A 16,436-nucleotide genomic window follows, 5' to 3' on the forward strand; every position below is an offset into this window, starting at 1 on the left:
GTCGGAGGAAGGTGGGTCATCTCGACGGGGCGGCGACGGATCCGACGTCGAGGTAGTGGGGGGCGATGAGGTGCACGCCCGGTTCCGGAGCGGATCCGGAAAGGGCGGCGACCGCGAGCTCGACGGCGAGCTCGCAGCTTTCCGCGGGAACGAGAGGGATCGAGTCGAGCGGCGTACTGAGGGCGGCGGTGTCGAACGAGGAACCGACGGAGACGATCGAGATGTCGCCGGGAACGCTCAGTCCCGCATCCGCGAGCGCATCGAGAACGCCCTGGTGGACGTCCTCCGCGCAGTGCAGCACGATCGCCGTCACGCCCTCGGCCAGCAGAGCCCGCACCGCGTCGCGGATCGTCGCCGTCGTGGGACGCGACTGCCCGGCGTAGCGGAACGCGGTCGTGACACCGCGGCGTTCGGCAGCACGCTCGAAGCCGGCGCGCACGCGCGGGGGGGAAGTTCGAGCGCTCGTAGGAGATCTCGGGGTGACCGAGCATGCCGATCGAGCGATGGCCCGCATCGATCAACCGGTCCGCTGCGAGGGCGGCGGCGCGTTCGAAGTCGAGGTCCACGCAGACGAGCGAGTCCCGATCATTCGGGACGCCGATGAAGATGCTGGGGAGCGCGATCTCGCGCGACAGCGCCACGCGGGCGTCGTCGGGAGCGACGTCGAGCACCAGGATCGCGTCGACCAGGCCGCTGGCGGCCACACGCCGCATCCCGGCCTGCGCGTCCTCGTCTGTCAAGAGCAGGATGTCGTAGTCGTTGCGCCGTGCCGCGACCGCCGTGGCCAGCACGAACGCCATGTGCGTCGGTGCGTGGGTGTCGATGCGCAGCGGCTCGGTGAGCGCGAAGATCTGCGTCCGCCGCCCGGCGAGCATGCGCGCGCCGGCGTTCGGGCTGTAGCCGAGCTCGGCGACGGCCTTCTCGATGCGCCGACGGGTGTGCACGGCGACCGGCCGTTTGCCGCTGAGCGCGTAGGAGACGGTCGAGATCGACACGCCGGCAGCCTGCGCCACCTCGTTGATCGTGACCATCTCATCCTCTTCGCCGGGTTGGTCGAAGCGCTTCGACGCTGCTTCGTCCAGGACTGTAGAACACGATCGGATGCCAGCGCAACATGTTTCGCGGAATGAACAACAAAATCGAGGCCGCTGCCCGTTTGACGTAGACACGCCCGGCACGTCATAATCGGCCACATGACTGACGATGCACGTTCTCTGTCCGCCTGGGAGGCGAACGGGACTGCCGGCTCCATGATGGCCGGCCGCATTGTCATGTGTTGTCGAATGTGCCGCTGACTCGGTCACCCCGTCCGACGCCGCCGCGCATCTGAAGCGCCGCGCGTCCTCTGCATCCGCTCTGTGATGCTGCGCACCCGGCCCTGACCCTGGGCCGCGACTGACAACACGCGAATCGGGCACGAGTCCCGGTTCCTCTTCCGGCAAGGAATCCGCACATGTCCACTCCCGTTGCTCTCGACGACCGCACCACCGCCCGTCCCGCCCTGCGTCTGGTCACCGACGCTCCCGCATCCCCCGCTCCGGCACCCACCGCCGCCGAACGGAGTCTTCCTGCCGGCACCGCGCCGCGTGGCTTCGCGCTCTACGTCGGCTTCGACGAGGCGAAGGCCGCCGCGTCCGGCGTCTCCCTCGGCACGATCGTCGAGGCGCTCCGCCGCACACTGCACGATCTCGCCCCCGCCGCGGAGACCTACGCGACCGTCGCCCTCGCCCCCGTCGGCGCCGGTGGCCGCGACGTCGACGTGGTGCGCCTGGCACTGCACGAGCCCTCCGCCGTCGCACGCACGAAGCCCGAGATCGAGGTCGAGGAGCGCGCCGAGGCCGGTGTGGTCGTCGACATCTCCCGCAAGCGCGTTCTGATCGACGGCGAGTCCGCCGCCTTCACCTTCAAGGAGTTCGAGCTGCTGCAGTACCTCGTGCTGCGCGAGGGCCGCACGATCGAGCGCGCCGAGCTCGTCGGCTCCCTCTGGCAGCAGGGCGACGCGGACGCTCCCGGCGAGCGCACGATCGACGTGCACGTGCGTCGCCTGCGGGCCAAGCTCGGGCGCTTCGAGGACATCGTGCGCACGGTGCGCGGCGTCGGCTACCGCTTCGACCGGCACGCCGACGTCGCCATCCGATACGGCCACGGCACACCCTCCCCCGACCGGTTCTGAGCCGGTCGGCCCGCTGTCGGCGGGCCGACGTAGGGTGTGCACATGGATGCGGGCACCGCGACGATCGGGCACCGCCCGCCTCGTTCCGCCGCGCCGACGCACGCGCGCCCTCGCGAGAGTGTCTACCGCCCGCGCGGCGAGCTGGATCTGACCCGCACCGTCGTGTTCCAACGGCGCGGGGCGCACGATCCCACCCTCGTCGTCGACGGCCACGTCATCTGGCGCGCGAGCAGAACCCCCGAGGGCATCGCCACCCTCGCCCTCCGTGAGAGCGGCGTCGGTATCCGCCTGGCGGCGTGGGGTCCCGGAGCCGGCTGGGTGCTCGACCAGGCTCCTGGCCTGTGCGGCACGCATGACGACCACGGTGACTTCGACGCCTCCCGGCATCCGCTCATCGCGTCGTCGCATCATCGCCACCCCGGACTACGCCTGAGCAGGACGGACCTCGTCTTCGACGCCCTCGCAAGCGCGATCTTCGAACAGAAGGTCACGGGGCTGCAGGCATTCGGAGCATGGCGTCGGATCGTCACCTGGTTCGGTGAGCGCGCCCCCGGCCCCACCCCGCGCCCGATGTTCGCGCCACCCACCGTCGACCAGTGGCGACGCATCCCTTCCTGGGCCTGGCACCGCGCAGGACTCGAGCCGCCACAGTCGCGCGCCGTGGTCAAGGCAGCCGCCCACGGCGACAGCCTTGTACGTGCGCTGTCGGAGGCCTCGGACAACACCCGGCGCGACCACATCCTCACAAGCCTTCCCGGCATCGGCCCGTGGACCTCGGCCGAGACGCGCATCCGCGCCTGGGGCGATGCGGACGCGGTGAGCGTCGGCGACTACCACCTCGCGCACGAGGTCGGGCACGCACTCATCGGCCACCGCGTCGACGACGACGCGATGCTGGAGCTGCTCGCCCCGTGGGCGGGGCAGCGTCAGAGGGTGATCCGGTTGCTGGCGGCCAGCGGCGTGCACGAGCAGCGTCGCGGCGCGCGCCTGGCGCCGGAGGACCACCGCTCGCGCTGAGTCGTCCACCCCCTACGCTGGGCGCATGACGAACTCGAGAACGGGCTGGCCCCGCGGTCGCACCATGTGGATCCTCGGCACGCTGGCCCTGTTCGCGGCGGGCGTCGTGATCGGCATCGCCCTGGGCTCGGTCTGGATCGGCCTGCTCCTCGCCCTCATCGTGTCGATCGGATGGCTCATCGCCTACGAATCGTGGCGGGGTCGCAACGTCGGCATCTACGACCGGGACGACGACGGCGCCCAGCTCTGAGCGCGCTGACTGCTTAGCGGGACAACGATCGTCGTAGATCTATGGCGTCATTGACGATCACGAAGCCTCGGTGCTGACGCGACGTAAGCGGGACGACCGGAGGAGTAGGTTCGCATCATGGTTTCTCAGTCTCTCCAGCGGTGGACGACTGAACGCGCCGCGGCCATGGACCGGATGGAGAGAGTACACACCGCGGTGACCGGCGGTCTGAGGGGCCGGCCCCGTGACGTCACGGAGCTTAATCACGCGCTTTTCTTGCGCCTCGCGGCGGAAGTCCAAGGGTACTGCCGAGACCTCCACGATGAGTCCATCGCAGCGATGCTCACGCCACAGCTTGTTCCCAACCAGACTCTTCGGGACACCTTCAGGCATGCGCTTGAGGATGGCCGCAAGTTGGGCACGGGGAACGCGGGGCCCGGCAACCTCGGTAGCGACTGGACAAGACTGTCTATGCAGCTGTGGCCCGACCTCAATACCACCTATCCGTCTCCCACGGATGGCGCCGCGGATTGGAACCGACGACTTGAGTGGCTGAACAACGCCCGCAATGGCATCGCCCACAACGACGTCGCCAAAGTCGCTGCTGCTCACTCAGCACATCCACTTACGCTCAATACCTTCCGCGTCATGCGGCGACGCTTCACCAAATTCGCGTATGGGATAGACAGTGTTACGCGCGCATACTTGAATGCAGCTACCGGCACCGCGCCGTGGTGATGAGGAGGGGATATGCCATCGCAAAACGGCCGCACCCGTCCGCACGCGAGCGAGCCACTCAGTCCGAAGACCGGCACTCCGGTGCGCGTACGATTCGGCAACCGGGACTCGACGGGCACGATCGTGGGGCGAACGATCACTGGCAGGTACAACGTCAAGATTGACATTGTCGGAGCCGATGAACCGGTAACGGCGAGCTACTCGCGTGAAGAGTTGCGCCTAGCCAACTGACTTCGGGATGTGGTGCGCACTTGACTGCCCAGCTCCGCGCCCGGATCGAATCGCGCACCACCCCTGGAGGGCGCGCACAGCGCGCTCCTAGGATGGGGCGCGTGACCACCACAGATCCTGCCCTGCCACCGATCGATCCCCCCGCCGCATCCGGACCTGCTCTGCAGTTGCGCGGCCTGACCAAGCGCTTCGGTGACAAGGTGGCCGTCGCCGGCATCGACCTCGACGTGCCCACCGGCTCCTTCTACGGGCTCGTCGGCCCCAACGGCGCGGGCAAGACGACGACGCTGTCGATGGCCACGGGTCTGCTGCGCCCGGATGCGGGAACCGCCGTCCTGCACGGGGTCGACGTGTGGCGCGACCCGGTGGCCGCGAAGGCGATGATCGGCAACCTCGCCGACGGCGTGCGTCTGTTCGACCGGCTCACCGGTGAGCAGCTCATCACGTACACCGGCATGATGTTCGGTCTGGCGCGCGACGAGGTGGCCGCTCGCACCGCCGACCTGCTGACCCTCATGGACCTCACGGAAGCGGCCGGCACCGCCGTGGTCGACTACTCCGCGGGCATGACGAAGAAGGTCGCGCTCGCCTGCGCCCTCGTGCACGCGCCGCGCATCCTGGTGCTCGACGAACCGTTCGAGTCGGTGGATCCGGTCTCCGCGGCGAACATCGAGGACGTGCTGCGCAGCTATGCCGGCAGCGGCGGCACCGTGATCGTGTCGAGCCACTCGATGGACCTCGTCCAGCGTATGTGCGACCACGTCGCGGTCATCGCGAGCGGGCGCGTCCTGGCGGCGGGCACGATCGACGAGGTGCGGGCCGGCCAGAGCCTGCAGGACCGCTTCGTCGACCTCGTCGGCGGCCGTCACCATTCGGAGGGACCGCAGTGGTTGCGACTCTCCTGAAGCTGCGCTTCCGCGTCCTCGGCAACACCCTCGCCGCCAACCCCTGGCAGCTCGTCGGGTTTATCCTCGGCGGACTCTGGGCCGTGGGGCTCCTGATCGGCGTGTGGATCGGGCTGTTCGCGGCGGGCTTCGCCGGCCTCGATGTGGTGACGATGGTGGTGACCGCGGGCGGTGGCATCCTCGTGCTCGGCTGGGCGCTCGGACCGCTGTTCGTCGCGGGTGTCGACACGACGCTCGATCCCGTCAAGCTCGCCCCGTTCCCCCTGACGACGAACAAGATGATGGTCGCCCTCACGGCCGCCGGGCTCACCGGCATCCCCGGGATCGCCTCGATCGCGGGCGCACTCGGCCTCTTCCTCGCGCTCTGGCGGTGGCCGATCGCCCTCGTCGCCGCCCTCGTGTGCATCCCGCTCGGCATCCTCACGTGCGTCGTCGTGTCGCGGCTCATCGCCGCGCTCAGCAGCAGCGCCGGCGGGAACCGCCGCACGCGGGAGCTCCTCGGTGGTCTCGCGTTCCTTGTGATCATGCTCGCCGGGCCCATCACGATCGGCATCATGAACCTGCTCGACGCGGGAGTGAGCGCCGCAGGCAATCCGACTGACCGCATCGGCGGCATCATCTCCGCAGCCTCGTGGACCCCGATCGCCGCGGCGTGGGCGGTGCCGGCGACGCTGGCGTCGGGCGACATCCTCGGGGCATCCTGAAGCTGCTGATCGGGGCTGCGACCCTGGTTCTCCTCTGGTGGTTGTGGCGACGATCGCTGGCTGCGGCCCTGGTCTCACCGCCGCGTGCGCGCACCGCCACGGTCAAGGCGGGCAAGATCGGCTGGTTCGGGCGCATGCCCACCGGCGGCACGGGAGCGACGTGGGCTCGAGCGCTGACGTACTGGCTGCACGACCCGCGCTACCTCCGTCAGCTCCTGGTGGTGCCCATCTTCCCCGTGCTCATGCTGTTCTACTCCGGCGGCGACGTACGTAGCCCGATGTTCGCGTACTCCGCCGTGCTCGTCGCCTTCGTGCTCAGCATCGTCTCCTACGCGGATGTGTCGTACGACGGGACCGCCTTCGCGACGGTGCTCGCCACCGGCGTGCGCGGACGGCAGGACCGCGCCGGCCGCCTGCTCGCCGCGGCGGGGCTCGGGGTGCCGCTCACCATTGTGATCGCGATCGTCACGGTGGGTCTGTCCACGCAGTGGTCGTTGCTCGTTCCCGTGCTGGGAGCGAGTCTCGGCCTGCTGCTGACCGGATACGGCGTGTGCGCGATCAGCTCCGCCTCCATTGTGCAGCCCGTGCCGGCCCCGGGGGACAGCCCGTTCAAGCGGGTTCCCGGAGCCAGCGTCGTGACAGCGCTGCTCATGTTCCTGATCTGGATCGGCATCGCGGTGCTCTCGTTGCCCTCGCTCATCCCCGCCATCCTCGCCGGCGTGACCGGCGACGCGATGTGGGGATTCGTGGCGCTGGCGGCGGGCCTCGTCCTCGGGGTCGTGTTCGCGATCGTCGGGGTGCTGGTGGGCGGCCGCGTCTTCGACCGCAACGCGCCTGCCCTCCTCGCGCAGTTGCAGAGCTTCAAGGGCGCCTGACCGCAACGCCACGACGAGGGCCCCGGAGCGTGTGCTCCGGGGCCCTCGTCATGTGCGCGCATCAGGCGGGAAACAGCTCCTCCAGGACGCGGACGACACCGTGCTCCAGGTGGGAGGGCGCGCGCAGGCGCGCGCGGGCGGCCACATCCGGGTGGGCGTTGGCCATCGCGTACGAGTGGTAGGCCGCATCCATCATCTCGAGGTCGTTCAGGTAATCGCCGAAGACGGCGGTCTGCTCGGCCGAGACACCCAGTACACCCTGGAGGCGCCGGAGCGCGACGCCCTTGTTGACGCCGCGGTTCATGACGTCGACCCAGTGCGCGCCGGAGACGACGACCTGGTGGGTGCGGGCGATCTCGGACAGCGCGGGAGCTGCGCCCGTCTCCGCGTCGCCGAAGTCGTAGACGGCGATCTTGAGGACGTCGTCATCGACCTCCTCAAGATCCGATACGTGCTCGAGCAGGGCGTAGTACTTCGCCGCCTCCGTGCGGAATGCGTGATCGTCCCGCTCGATGTACGCGGAGCGCTTGCCGCAGAGCACCACGCCGACATCGTGGCTCATCCCGCGCACACGCCCGAGGACGTCGGCGACGAGAGCGCGGTCGAGGGTGTCGGAAGCCAGCTCCTCGCCGTCGCGCACGACGTACGTGCCGTTCTCGGCGATGAAGACCATGCCGTCGGCGTGGTCTTCGAACTCACGGCGCAGGGTGGCGTATTGGCGGCCGCTCGCCGGCGCGAAGAGGGCGCCCGCGCGCCGCATCCGCTCCAGGACCGGCCAGAGCCCCTCGGGGACGCGGCCGTCGCCGTCGAGGAGCGTGCCGTCCATGTCGACGGCGACCAGGCGGATGTCGGATGCGGGCGCGCTCATCCCTCCATCCTCCCCGATCCGCCGGACGCGTCCGCGCTCAGGTGGTCGCCGCGGTCTGCTCGGCGAGCGGGACCGGCGTCTCCGCGTAGCTGCGCGAGAGACGCCGGTACTGCGGCGACAGGAACGCGCCGACGACGATCACCAGCATGACCAGGCTCGCCGCGACGAAAACGAGCGCGATGCCCCGCGCTTCGCCGTCGCCCAGCAGCCAGCGCCACCCGTCGCGACCCGCGTCGGTGCGCATGTACGGGATGAGCCAGAACTCGGCGAGCGGGCCGATGAGGAAGGCCGAGATGGGCGCGGCCGCGGACTCGATGCTCGCGGCGAACCCGAAGACGCGCCCCTGCGTCTCGTACGGCACCACTCGCTGGATGATCGTCTGCTCGGCGGCCTCGGCCACCGGCATGAGCGCCATGAACACCAGCATCCCCACCGCGTACAGCCACCACCATTCGCGCAGCGCGAAGGTGAGTCCCAGCACCGAGACGCCGACGTTCACCCACAGGAGCGTGCGCACGGGGTTCTTGCCGAGACCGAATCTGGCGACGAGACCGCCGCCGATGATGAAGCCGATGCTCGTGATGCCGAGCACGACGCCCCAGATCTCGACGCTGAAGAGCGTGAGCCCGTACGGGTCCATGAGCGCCATGAAGACGCCGCCCACGAGGTTGTTGAACGTCGTGAACAGCAGGAGCGGCATGAGTCCTGGCACCGAGCGGATGGCGGGAAGAACCCCGCGGAACGTGAATCGCCGCGGCGAAGCGTCGGGGTCGTGCGCGACTCCTCGTTCGGGGATCGGCACGAACAGCAGGTGGGCGAAGGCGACGGCGGTCGCGACGATCGCGATGAAGACGGTCGGCCCCATGCCGAGCAACCCCACCGAGAGCCCCGAGAAGACGCTCGTGACCATGAAAGCGACACCTTGGACGGTGCCCACGAGTCCGTTCGCGCGGTCGCGGCGCTCGGCCGGCACGAGAAGGGTGACCGTCGTGGACAGCGCGATGTTGCGGAGGTTCTCGACGACCCCGCCGATCAGGATGACGCCGGCGAACAGCCAGAACCACGGGCCGCCCCAGTCGATGAGCGCGGAGGCGGGGAGCGCCAGGAAGAGGGCGCCCGCGAGCAGGTACGTGGCCAGGGTGATGAGGCTGGAGAGCACCATCACGGCCTTCTTCTTCATGTGGTCGACGATCGCCCCGAAGACGACGCCGAACACGGCCACCAGGAGCATGTAGCTGCCGCCGATGATCGAGGTGGCGAGCACGTTGCGCGTCTCGAGGTACGCCCAGAACGTGAGCGCGAACCAGAGGTAGCTCGTGGTCACGTTGGCGACGAGCGTGTTGGCCAGCACCTGGTAGAAGCTGCGCATGCGCGAGATGCGGGCGTGCTCGGCCGTGTCGGGGCTTTCGAGCATGACGGGCTCCGCTTCGCTGGATGGTGGGTCCATCATGACGCCGGGTGCCGACATGCGCGAGGGTTCGGGTTTTCCCGAACCCGGTCGTCGGGATTGCTCCGATGTGGCCCGCGCAGTGCGCCCCTACTTTGGAGACATGACTTCCGCAGCTCCCACCGCGCGACGCGCGCGGCGCTTCGCCCCGGCGCAGACCGCCGGCGCGATCGCCCAGCTCGCCGCGCTCGGCCTCATCGGCCCCTTCATCCTGAGCACCCTGTTCGGCATGCTCGGCACCGGACTCGGGCTGGTGCCGGCCCTCGGCGTGGGTCTCGTCGTGCTCGTCGGACTCGTCTACGTCATGTACGCGGTCGGGTGGCTGGAGATCGCACGGATCGACGGGCTCTACGGACTCGGCCTTCCCGCCCCGCGCTTCAGCCCCCGGCTTCGACCGGGCTTCGGCGGCTACCTGCACTCGCTCTGGCGCCAGTTCATCGATCCCTCGATGTGGCGGGCGTTGGCCAACACGGCGATCGCCACCGTCATGGGCGTCACGGTCATCAGTCTGGTCTCCGTCGCCACCGGTGCGATCGGCGTCGCCTTCGCCCCCCTCTCGGGAGTCGACGAGGTGTGGGTCGGCGTGGGCATGATCCCCGCCGGCTGGGCACCGGTCGTGGGCATCGTGACCGCGCTGGCTGCGATCGCGACGACGATCGGCCTCGGGCTGCTGCACGGCGTGATCAGCCGCGCCATCCTCGGCCGCTCCCGCACGGCGATGCTGGCGCAGGCGGCACGCACCTCCGACGCGCAGCGGGCCGGAGCCATCCGTGCCGCCGACGTCGAACGCACCCGCATCGAGCGGGACCTCCACGACGGCGTCCAGCCGCGTCTCGTCTCGGTCGGCATGACCCTGGGACTCGCGCAGCAGAAGATCGACGACGACCCGACGGCCGCCAAGGCGCTGCTCGAAGAGGCGCACACCTCCACGAAGGCGGCGATCACCGAGCTGCGCCAGCTGGCCCGCGGCATCCACGCCTCCGTCCTGGACGACCGTGGACTGGATGCGGCACTGTCCGCCCTCGCCGCCCGCTCGCACGTGCCGGTGGCGCTGGACGTACGCGTCGACGGCCGCTGCCCACGAGAGGCCGAGACCGCGGTGTACTTCGCGATCGCCGAATCCCTCACGAACGCGGCGAAGCACTCGCGCGCCGCCGAGTGCCGCGTGGTCGTCCGCGTCCGCGACGGAGGCACCCTCTGGGCCCGCATCGAGGACAACGGTATCGGTGGCGCGCGGGTCCTGCCCGGCGGCGGCCTCGACGGCATCTCGAACCGCATCCTCGCCGCCGGCGGAAACGTCCGCCTCGACAGCCCGCAAGGCGGGCCCACCGCACTGGAGGTGAGTGTGCCGTGCGCATCCTGATCTGCGAGGACTCCGTCCTGCTCCGCGAAGGTCTCGTGCGACTGCTGGCGGACGCCGGGCACGACGTGGTCGCCGCCCTCCCGGACGCGAGCGAGCTCGATGAGAGCGTCGCCGCCACCGACCCGGAGCTCTGCATCCTCGATGTGCGCCTTCCCCCGACCTACACCGACGAGGGCATCCGCGCGGCGCTGCGGCTGCGCGGAGCACACCCCCAGCTGCCCGTGCTCGTGCTCTCGCAGTATGTCGAGGAGCGGTACGCGAGCGAGCTGATCGCCGCGAACGGCGGAGCGCTCGGCTACCTGCTGAAGGATCGGGTCGCGGATGTGGCCGACTTCCTCGACACGGTGCGCCGTATCGGCGGCGGAGCGACCGTGCTCGATCCCGAGGTCATCGCGCAGCTGCTGAATCGGCGCACCCGCGATGAGCGGATGCAGCGACTCACCGAGCGCGAATCGACGGTGCTGGCGCTCATCGCCGAGGGGCGGTCGAACCAGTCGATCGCCGCGACCCTCTTCCTCTCGGAGGCGTCCGTCGAGAAGCACATCACCGCCATCTTCCAGAAGCTCGAACTCGAGCCCGGCGAATCGGGCAACCGCCGCGTGCTCGCCGCCCTCGCGCACGTCGAGCACGGCGCTGGCGAGACCGGCCCGCAGACACCTCAGACAGGAGCATCACGATGACCACGCTCACCCCTCCCCCCGCAGCTCCCGGCGAGGCCACTCCTTCGGGCTCGGCGACACCGCCCCGGCATCCCGCAGGCAAGGCCGTCGCGATCACCGCGATCGTCATCGGTGCCGTGATCCTCGGCGGCACCGTGGTCTCGGGCGCCGCGAACGCCGTGACCGCCTCGCTGCCGACGTCGTCGCAGACGCTCAGCGTCGCCACCACCGGCGTCACCGAGGTCGACGTGGATGCCAGCGCGGCGCTGTTCGAACTGCGGTTCGACGACGTCGACGAGGCTCGGCTCGAGGTGACCTCCGGCCGATCCGCGTGGCGGATGGAGCGTGACGGCGACGAGCTGAAGATCAGCGCTCCGGACGGCTTCTTCGGCATCGGCTGGATCGGCCAGCAGCCGCGCGTCCTGCTGACGCTTCCGCGGACCCTCGAGGGCGTCGACGCGTCGCTCACGCTCTCCGCGGGAGAGCTTCGCGCCACGGGCACGTTCGGCGATCTCGACACGCACCTCTCCGCCGGCAGCCTCATCGTCTCCGGCGAAGCCCGAACGATCGATACCTCCATGAGCGCCGGAAGCTCCGACATCCGACTGTCGGGTGTCACCGAGGCCGAGTTCGAGCTCTCGGCGGGCGACCTCACCGCCGAGTTGACCGGCGACGCCCCGCGCAGCATCGACATCGGCGTCAGCGCCGGGTCCGCGGATGTCACCGTGCCGCGCGGCAACTACGACGTCCGCTCCAACGTGGAGGCCGGCGGCGTCGACAACCGGCTCTCCGCCGGCAGCGGCCCCCGCATCCCCGTCAAGGTCCGCGTCTCCGCGGGCGACGTCACCCTCCGCGACAACGGCTAGGCGCGAACGCGCATTCATTGAGCGAGCGAGCATCCGATCGGGTGCTCGCTCGCTCAATGCGTGCTCACTCGGCGAGTGCAGGAGGAGGATGGGAGGGTGACGTCCTCCTCCTTCTCCGCATGGCTGCGGGCGCAGCCGTCGCTCGCCGGGGCGGCGCCGGCTCTCGACACGGCGAGTCTTCCCGAAGAGCCACACGTGCTGTTCGAACAGTGGCTGCGCGGTGCGGCGGCCGCCGGTGTCGCCGAGCCGCACGTGGCGACGCTCTCGACCGTCGACGCGGACGGACTCCCCGATGCCCGCGCGCTGATCCTCAAGGACGCCGGTCCCCGCGGATGGGCGGTCGCAGGTCCCCGGTCATCCGCGAAGGCCGAGCAGCTCACGGCGCACCCGGTGGCGGCCCTCAGCTTCTGGTGGCAGCCGATCGTCCGCGCCGTGCGGCTGCGCGGCGGGATGCAGCCCGCCACCGCCGCCGAGATCGCCGGGGACTTCGAGGCGCGTCCGGAGTCCGCACGCGTCGGACTGACGTCCGCGGACTGGATGCTCTGGTGGCTCGTGCCTACGCACGTCGAGTTCTGGCAGGGCTCCCCCGACCGACGCCACACACGCATCATGTACGAGCGGCAGGGCGAGAGCTGGCACCACGAGGTGCGCGGCGGCGAGACGAGCGCCCGCGCGCAGGGAGCCGCATCTCGCCGATAGCCTCGAAGGATGCAGCAGGAGCAGGGTCTTTCGGGAGGCAACTCGGCGGGTCCCGTCTTCCGCGCGGGGAACACCGTCCGCAAGGCTTGGACACCGGCATCTCCGCACGTGCACACGTATGTCACCTCCCTGCGCGAGGCCAGCGTCGACGCGCCTGCTCCCCTCGGCCGCGACGAGCAGGGTCGTCAGGTGTGGGAGTTCGTCCCCGGCGCGCTGGCGGAGGAGGGCCTGACGCGGCCGGAGCTTCATCGTGTGGGCGGGATGGTGCGCGCCATCCACGATGCGAGCGTGGGATTCGCGGTGCCGGCGGATGCGGCCTGGGATTCGGCGATCCCGGCGCCCGGCGCCGAGCTGGTCTGCCACAACGACCTCGCCCCGTGGAACCTCGTGATGGGCGAGAGATGGGTCTTCATCGACTGGGATGCGGCGGCTCCCAGCACCCGTCTCTGGGATCTCGCGTACGCCGCCCAGGCGTTCACGCTCAACGACCCGTCGCGCTCCCCCGACGACGCCGCCGCGGATCTCGCCGCGTTCGTCGACGGCTACGGGGCGGACGCCGCGCTGCGTGCGGCTCTGCCCGCGGCGATGGCCGCACGGGCGGAATCGATGCACGAGCTTCTGCGCTCTTCCCACGCCGCGGGCCATGAGCCCTGGGGATCCATGTTCTCGTCGGGTCACGGCGATCACTGGCTCGCCGCATCCCGCTACGCACGCGAGCACCAAGCTGCCTGGACCGAGGCGCTGAACGCGCGCTGAGCCCGCTGCCTAGAGCGCGAGCATGCGCTCGCTGCGCTCCCAGAGCTCTCGCGCCAGAGCGGCATCGTCCGCCTGTGCATGAGTCCGCGCGGGCTTGCGCTTCACGTAGTACTCGCCCGGCGCATAGTCACGACCAGGCTCGCCCTCCGCGAGGTACACGAGGGTGTCGGCACCCTTCGGGATGCTCGTGAGGAAGAGCTTCTTGAGGGGCGTCTGGTAGATGAGGCGCATGGGCGAGCTGGGCGCGCTCGAGAAGCTCGTGGCGATGTTGCCCGGGTGGAACGCCACCGCGCCGATGCCCTGTGCGCGGTAGCGCCGATCGAGCTCCTTGACGTGGAGGATCTGCTCGAGCTTGGCCGTGCCGTAGGCGCGCGTGGCGCTGAAGGAGCGCTCGTTGTCGAGGTCGTCGATCTCCAGCTGACCGAACAGACGCGCGCCGACGCTGGAGGTGTTGATGATCGTGGCCGTGGAGGCGATGAGCCGGTCCTTCAGCAGCTGTGTGAGCAGGAACGGCGCGAGGTAGTTCACCTGGAAGGTCATCTCGTGTCCGTCGATCGTGCTCTCGCGCACCTTGCCGAAGATGCCTCCGGCGTTGTTGGCGAGCACGTCGATGCGGTCGTACTGCGTGAGCAGATCGTCCGCGAGCTCTCGGACGCTCGTGAGATCGGCGAAGTCCGCGAGGTGCACGCGCGCACCCACCTCCCGGGCGATCTGCGCGGTGCGCTCGCCATTGCGCCCGACGGGGATGACGGTGTGCCCCTGCGCGTGCAGCGCCCGCGCCGCCTCCCGCCCGATGCCGTCGCTCGCACCGGTGATCACGATCGTCTTGCCCGCCATGAGGCCTCCTTCGCCGTAGCTCGCGAAAGCCTAGTCCTCGTTGTCAGCGAGGCAGCATGAAGAAGAGTCCGAGCACGGCGAGCAGGAGCGCCGCGAGCGAGACCACGAGCGCATGCGCGTTGCCCCCATATCGCGCGGAGCGCGCCAGAGCGATGATCGCCAGCAGCACCCAGAGCCACGAGGTGAACATGAATGCCGCCATCGGCATGAGCGCAGCCATGCTGCTCGCGCCGCTGGTGGTCAGCATGATCCACGAGAAGGACGCCCAGATGATCGCCAACGGCACGAAGGCGACGTACGAGAGAACGAGATTCAACGCCTGCGGCGGACGCGGGCGACCGCGCTGGTCAGAGCTCATGTCGTCCTCCGGCGTCGATGGGTCGGAAGTGCCACCGTACCCGGCCTGATCTCGTCAGGACACGCGGCAGATGATCTCACCGTGCAGGACCGAGAACCAGCCGTCGTCGGATGCGGCCCACTCACGCCATCCGGCGGCGATCCGGTCGAGCTCGTCGGCGTCGGTGTCGGGGCTGCTCTCCAGCTGCCGTGCGAGCGCGGACTGACGGATGCGGTCCGCCCACAGATTGCCCCACCACCTCCGCTCATCGGCGCTCGCGTAACACCACGTGCTCGACGACGCGCTGATGTCGGTGAGCCCTGCCTCCCGCGCCCAGGAGAGGAGACGTCTGCCGGCATCCGGTTCGCCGCCGTTGGCGCGGGCCGCCGCCTCATACAGCTCCAGCCAGCGGTCGAGTTCAGGCATCTGCGGCCACCACGCGAACCCGGCGAAGTCGGCGTCGCGCACCGCGATGATCCCGCCGGGTCGGGTCACCCGCGCGAGCTCCCGCAGCGCCTGCACCGGATCCGCGATGTGCTGCAGCACCTGATGGGCGTGCGTGACATCGAACGAGTCGTCGTCGAACGGCAGAGCGTGCACGTCCGCGATCCGCACGTCGACGTTCGACGCTCCGCGCTCCTCCACCGTCGCGCGGGTCAGCGCCGCCTCGTCCTCGCCGATCTCCGTCGCGGTGACGTGAGCCACGCGCTCGGCGAAATCGACCGTGATCGTGCCGGGCCCGGCCCCCACATCCAGCAGTCGGTCATCGGCTCCGAGGAAGGGCAGAAGGTAGGCGGCGGAGTTCTCGGCGGTACGCCAGCGGTGCGAGCGCAGCACGGATTCGTGGTGACCGTGGGTGTAAGTGGACATGCCTCCAGGCTCCGGCTTCGAACCGCCCCGACGGAAGACCGTACTGTTCATAGGAGCGGTCCACCCACCCAGCCGAGAGGAGCCGGTCATCGCGAACGAACTCGGCGACTTCCTCCGTGCTCGCCGTCAGGACAGGGCGCTCGCGCCCGGGCACGACTCCCCCGGCGCCCGGCGGACTCCGGGCCTGCGCCGCGAGGAGGTCGCGACCCGCGCCGGGATCAGCGTCGACTACTACATCCGGCTCGAGCAGGGGCGCGAATCCCACCCGAGCGATGCCGTACTCACGGCTCTCGCCCACGCGCTCGCGCTGTCACCGGATGCGGCGCGTCATCTCGTGCGGCTCCGCGACGCCGACGCTGCGCGCGCCGAGCCGAGGGCGGACAGCGACCTCCTCCCGCGGATGTCGGCGCTCGTCGCGGCGGTCCGCCCACAACCCGCGTACGTGCTCGACAGGTTCAGCACGATCGTCGCGGCGAACGAGGACGGGATGTCGCTGCACGCCGGGCTCGCTGAGCTTCCGCCCCCGCAGCGCAACACGTGCCGCTACCTGCTGACCGACCCGCGCGCCCGGGAGACGTTCCTCGACTGGGAGGAGCTCGCCCGCGGCGCCGTCGCCCACCTGCGCGCGGCGAACGTCGACCGCCTGGATGATCCGCGACTCGGGGATCTCGTGCGCGAGCTCGAGACGAGGAGCCCGCACTTCACGGCATGGTGGAGCGGCCACATCGTCGAGCGGCGCCGGGGCGCGACCACCCGCATCCGGGGCCTCGACGGTGTCGTCGTCGAGCGGAGTTACGAGATCCTCCACCTGCCGGACGACGCCGTGCGCCTGACGGTCTGGCTCCCGCCGGCGGCGTGAGCA

General features: G+C 70.0%; 19 protein-coding genes and 1 pseudogene. 13 read left to right on the forward strand and 7 right to left on the reverse strand.

The window, feature by feature from the left end; genetic code table 11:
* Positions 1-16: 16 nt before the first annotated feature.
* Positions 17-439, reverse strand: a complete 423-nt coding sequence (locus EHF32_RS16055) for a substrate-binding domain-containing protein (protein ID WP_238343674.1) — start codon at positions 437-439, stop codon at positions 17-19.
* Positions 440-947: 508 nt separating this feature from the next.
* Positions 948-1,031, reverse strand: a pseudogene (locus tag EHF32_RS16060) (LacI family DNA-binding transcriptional regulator); the annotation flags it as partial.
* Between the two features lie 422 nt (positions 1,032-1,453).
* Here EHF32_RS16060 and EHF32_RS09555 point away from each other — a divergent pair.
* From EHF32_RS09555 to EHF32_RS16070, 7 genes are all read left to right on the forward strand, one after another.
* Positions 1,454-2,173, forward strand: coding sequence for a winged helix-turn-helix domain-containing protein (locus tag EHF32_RS09555; RefSeq protein WP_137417959.1), 720 nt, complete (start codon positions 1,454-1,456; stop codon positions 2,171-2,173).
* Between the two features lie 42 nt (positions 2,174-2,215).
* Complete coding sequence (locus tag EHF32_RS09560) at positions 2,216-3,190, forward strand: DNA-3-methyladenine glycosylase family protein (RefSeq protein WP_137417960.1); 975 nt, start codon at positions 2,216-2,218, stop codon at positions 3,188-3,190.
* Positions 3,191-3,215: 25 nt separating this feature from the next.
* The gene (locus EHF32_RS09565; RefSeq protein WP_137417961.1) at positions 3,216-3,440 is read left to right on the forward strand and encodes a hypothetical protein; all 225 of its coding nucleotides are present in this window, start codon (positions 3,216-3,218) and stop codon (positions 3,438-3,440) included.
* 117 nt (positions 3,441-3,557) lie between these two features.
* Positions 3,558-4,157 carry a hypothetical protein gene (locus EHF32_RS09570; RefSeq protein WP_137417962.1) on the forward strand — a complete coding sequence of 200 codons (600 nt, stop codon included), beginning with the start codon at positions 3,558-3,560 and terminating at the stop codon, positions 4,155-4,157.
* A 323-nt stretch (positions 4,158-4,480) separates the two neighbouring features.
* Positions 4,481-5,293, forward strand: a complete 813-nt coding sequence (locus tag EHF32_RS09575; RefSeq protein WP_137417963.1) for an ABC transporter ATP-binding protein — start codon at positions 4,481-4,483, stop codon at positions 5,291-5,293.
* A complete protein-coding gene (locus tag EHF32_RS16065; protein WP_238343675.1) occupies positions 5,275-5,997 on the forward strand; it encodes a hypothetical protein in 723 nt (240 codons plus the stop codon). The genes EHF32_RS09575 and EHF32_RS16065 overlap by 19 nt, the downstream gene beginning before the upstream one ends.
* The gene (locus EHF32_RS16070) at positions 5,925-6,872 is read left to right on the forward strand and encodes a hypothetical protein (protein WP_238343676.1); all 948 of its coding nucleotides are present in this window, start codon (positions 5,925-5,927) and stop codon (positions 6,870-6,872) included. The genes EHF32_RS16065 and EHF32_RS16070 overlap by 73 nt, the downstream gene beginning before the upstream one ends.
* A 61-nt stretch (positions 6,873-6,933) precedes the next feature.
* Here the strand turns inward: EHF32_RS16070 and EHF32_RS09585 are convergent, their stop codons facing one another.
* Positions 6,934-7,740 carry a Cof-type HAD-IIB family hydrolase gene (locus tag EHF32_RS09585; protein ID WP_137417964.1) on the reverse strand — a complete coding sequence of 269 codons (807 nt, stop codon included), beginning with the start codon at positions 7,738-7,740 and terminating at the stop codon, positions 6,934-6,936.
* Between the two features lie 37 nt (positions 7,741-7,777).
* Positions 7,778-9,154, reverse strand: coding sequence for an MFS transporter (locus EHF32_RS09590; RefSeq protein ID WP_443189872.1), 1,377 nt, complete (start codon positions 9,152-9,154; stop codon positions 7,778-7,780).
* Positions 9,155-9,290: 136 nt separating this feature from the next.
* Here EHF32_RS09590 and EHF32_RS09595 point away from each other — a divergent pair, with 136 nt between their 5' ends.
* The 5 genes from EHF32_RS09595 (at position 9,291) to EHF32_RS09615 (ending at position 13,530) form a co-directional block, all read left to right on the forward strand.
* Positions 9,291-10,550 (forward strand): sensor histidine kinase, encoded by a 1,260-nt coding sequence (locus EHF32_RS09595; RefSeq protein WP_137417965.1) that lies wholly within the window; start codon positions 9,291-9,293, stop codon positions 10,548-10,550.
* Positions 10,538-11,230 (forward strand): response regulator transcription factor, encoded by a 693-nt coding sequence (locus tag EHF32_RS09600; protein ID WP_137417966.1) that lies wholly within the window; start codon positions 10,538-10,540, stop codon positions 11,228-11,230. Before EHF32_RS09595 ends, EHF32_RS09600 begins: the two co-directional genes overlap by 13 nt.
* Complete coding sequence (locus EHF32_RS09605) at positions 11,227-12,075, forward strand: hypothetical protein (RefSeq protein WP_137417967.1); 849 nt, start codon at positions 11,227-11,229, stop codon at positions 12,073-12,075. The genes EHF32_RS09600 and EHF32_RS09605 overlap by 4 nt, the downstream gene beginning before the upstream one ends.
* Before the next feature lie 96 nt (positions 12,076-12,171).
* Positions 12,172-12,774, forward strand: a complete 603-nt coding sequence (locus EHF32_RS09610; RefSeq protein ID WP_137417968.1) for a pyridoxine/pyridoxamine 5'-phosphate oxidase — start codon at positions 12,172-12,174, stop codon at positions 12,772-12,774.
* Positions 12,775-12,783: 9 nt separating this feature from the next.
* Positions 12,784-13,530 (forward strand): phosphotransferase, encoded by a 747-nt coding sequence (locus EHF32_RS09615; RefSeq protein WP_137417969.1) that lies wholly within the window; start codon positions 12,784-12,786, stop codon positions 13,528-13,530.
* A gap of 9 nt (positions 13,531-13,539) precedes the next feature.
* Here the strand turns inward: EHF32_RS09615 and EHF32_RS09620 are convergent, their stop codons facing one another.
* The 3 genes from EHF32_RS09620 to EHF32_RS09630 are packed head-to-tail and all read right to left on the reverse strand — an operon-like array spanning position 13,540 to position 15,574.
* The gene (locus EHF32_RS09620; RefSeq protein WP_137417970.1) at positions 13,540-14,367 is read right to left on the reverse strand and encodes an SDR family NAD(P)-dependent oxidoreductase; all 828 of its coding nucleotides are present in this window, start codon (positions 14,365-14,367) and stop codon (positions 13,540-13,542) included.
* A gap of 43 nt (positions 14,368-14,410) precedes the next feature.
* Entirely contained in the window at positions 14,411-14,725 is a 315-nt protein-coding gene (locus tag EHF32_RS09625) for a hypothetical protein (protein WP_137417971.1), read from the reverse strand.
* A 54-nt stretch (positions 14,726-14,779) separates the two neighbouring features.
* On the reverse strand, positions 14,780-15,574 hold the full coding sequence (locus EHF32_RS09630) for a class I SAM-dependent methyltransferase (protein WP_137417972.1): 795 nt from the start codon (positions 15,572-15,574) through the stop codon (positions 14,780-14,782).
* Here EHF32_RS09630 and EHF32_RS09635 point away from each other — a divergent pair.
* Positions 15,573-16,433 (forward strand): helix-turn-helix domain-containing protein, encoded by an 861-nt coding sequence (locus EHF32_RS09635; protein WP_137417973.1) that lies wholly within the window; start codon positions 15,573-15,575, stop codon positions 16,431-16,433. The genes EHF32_RS09630 and EHF32_RS09635 overlap by 2 nt on opposite strands.
* The last annotated feature ends 3 nt before the right edge of the window (positions 16,434-16,436 follow it).

This window comes from Microbacterium sp. RG1, assembly GCF_005347485.1.
GTDB classification, from domain to species: Bacteria; Actinomycetota; Actinomycetes; order Actinomycetales; family Microbacteriaceae; genus Microbacterium; species Microbacterium binotii_A.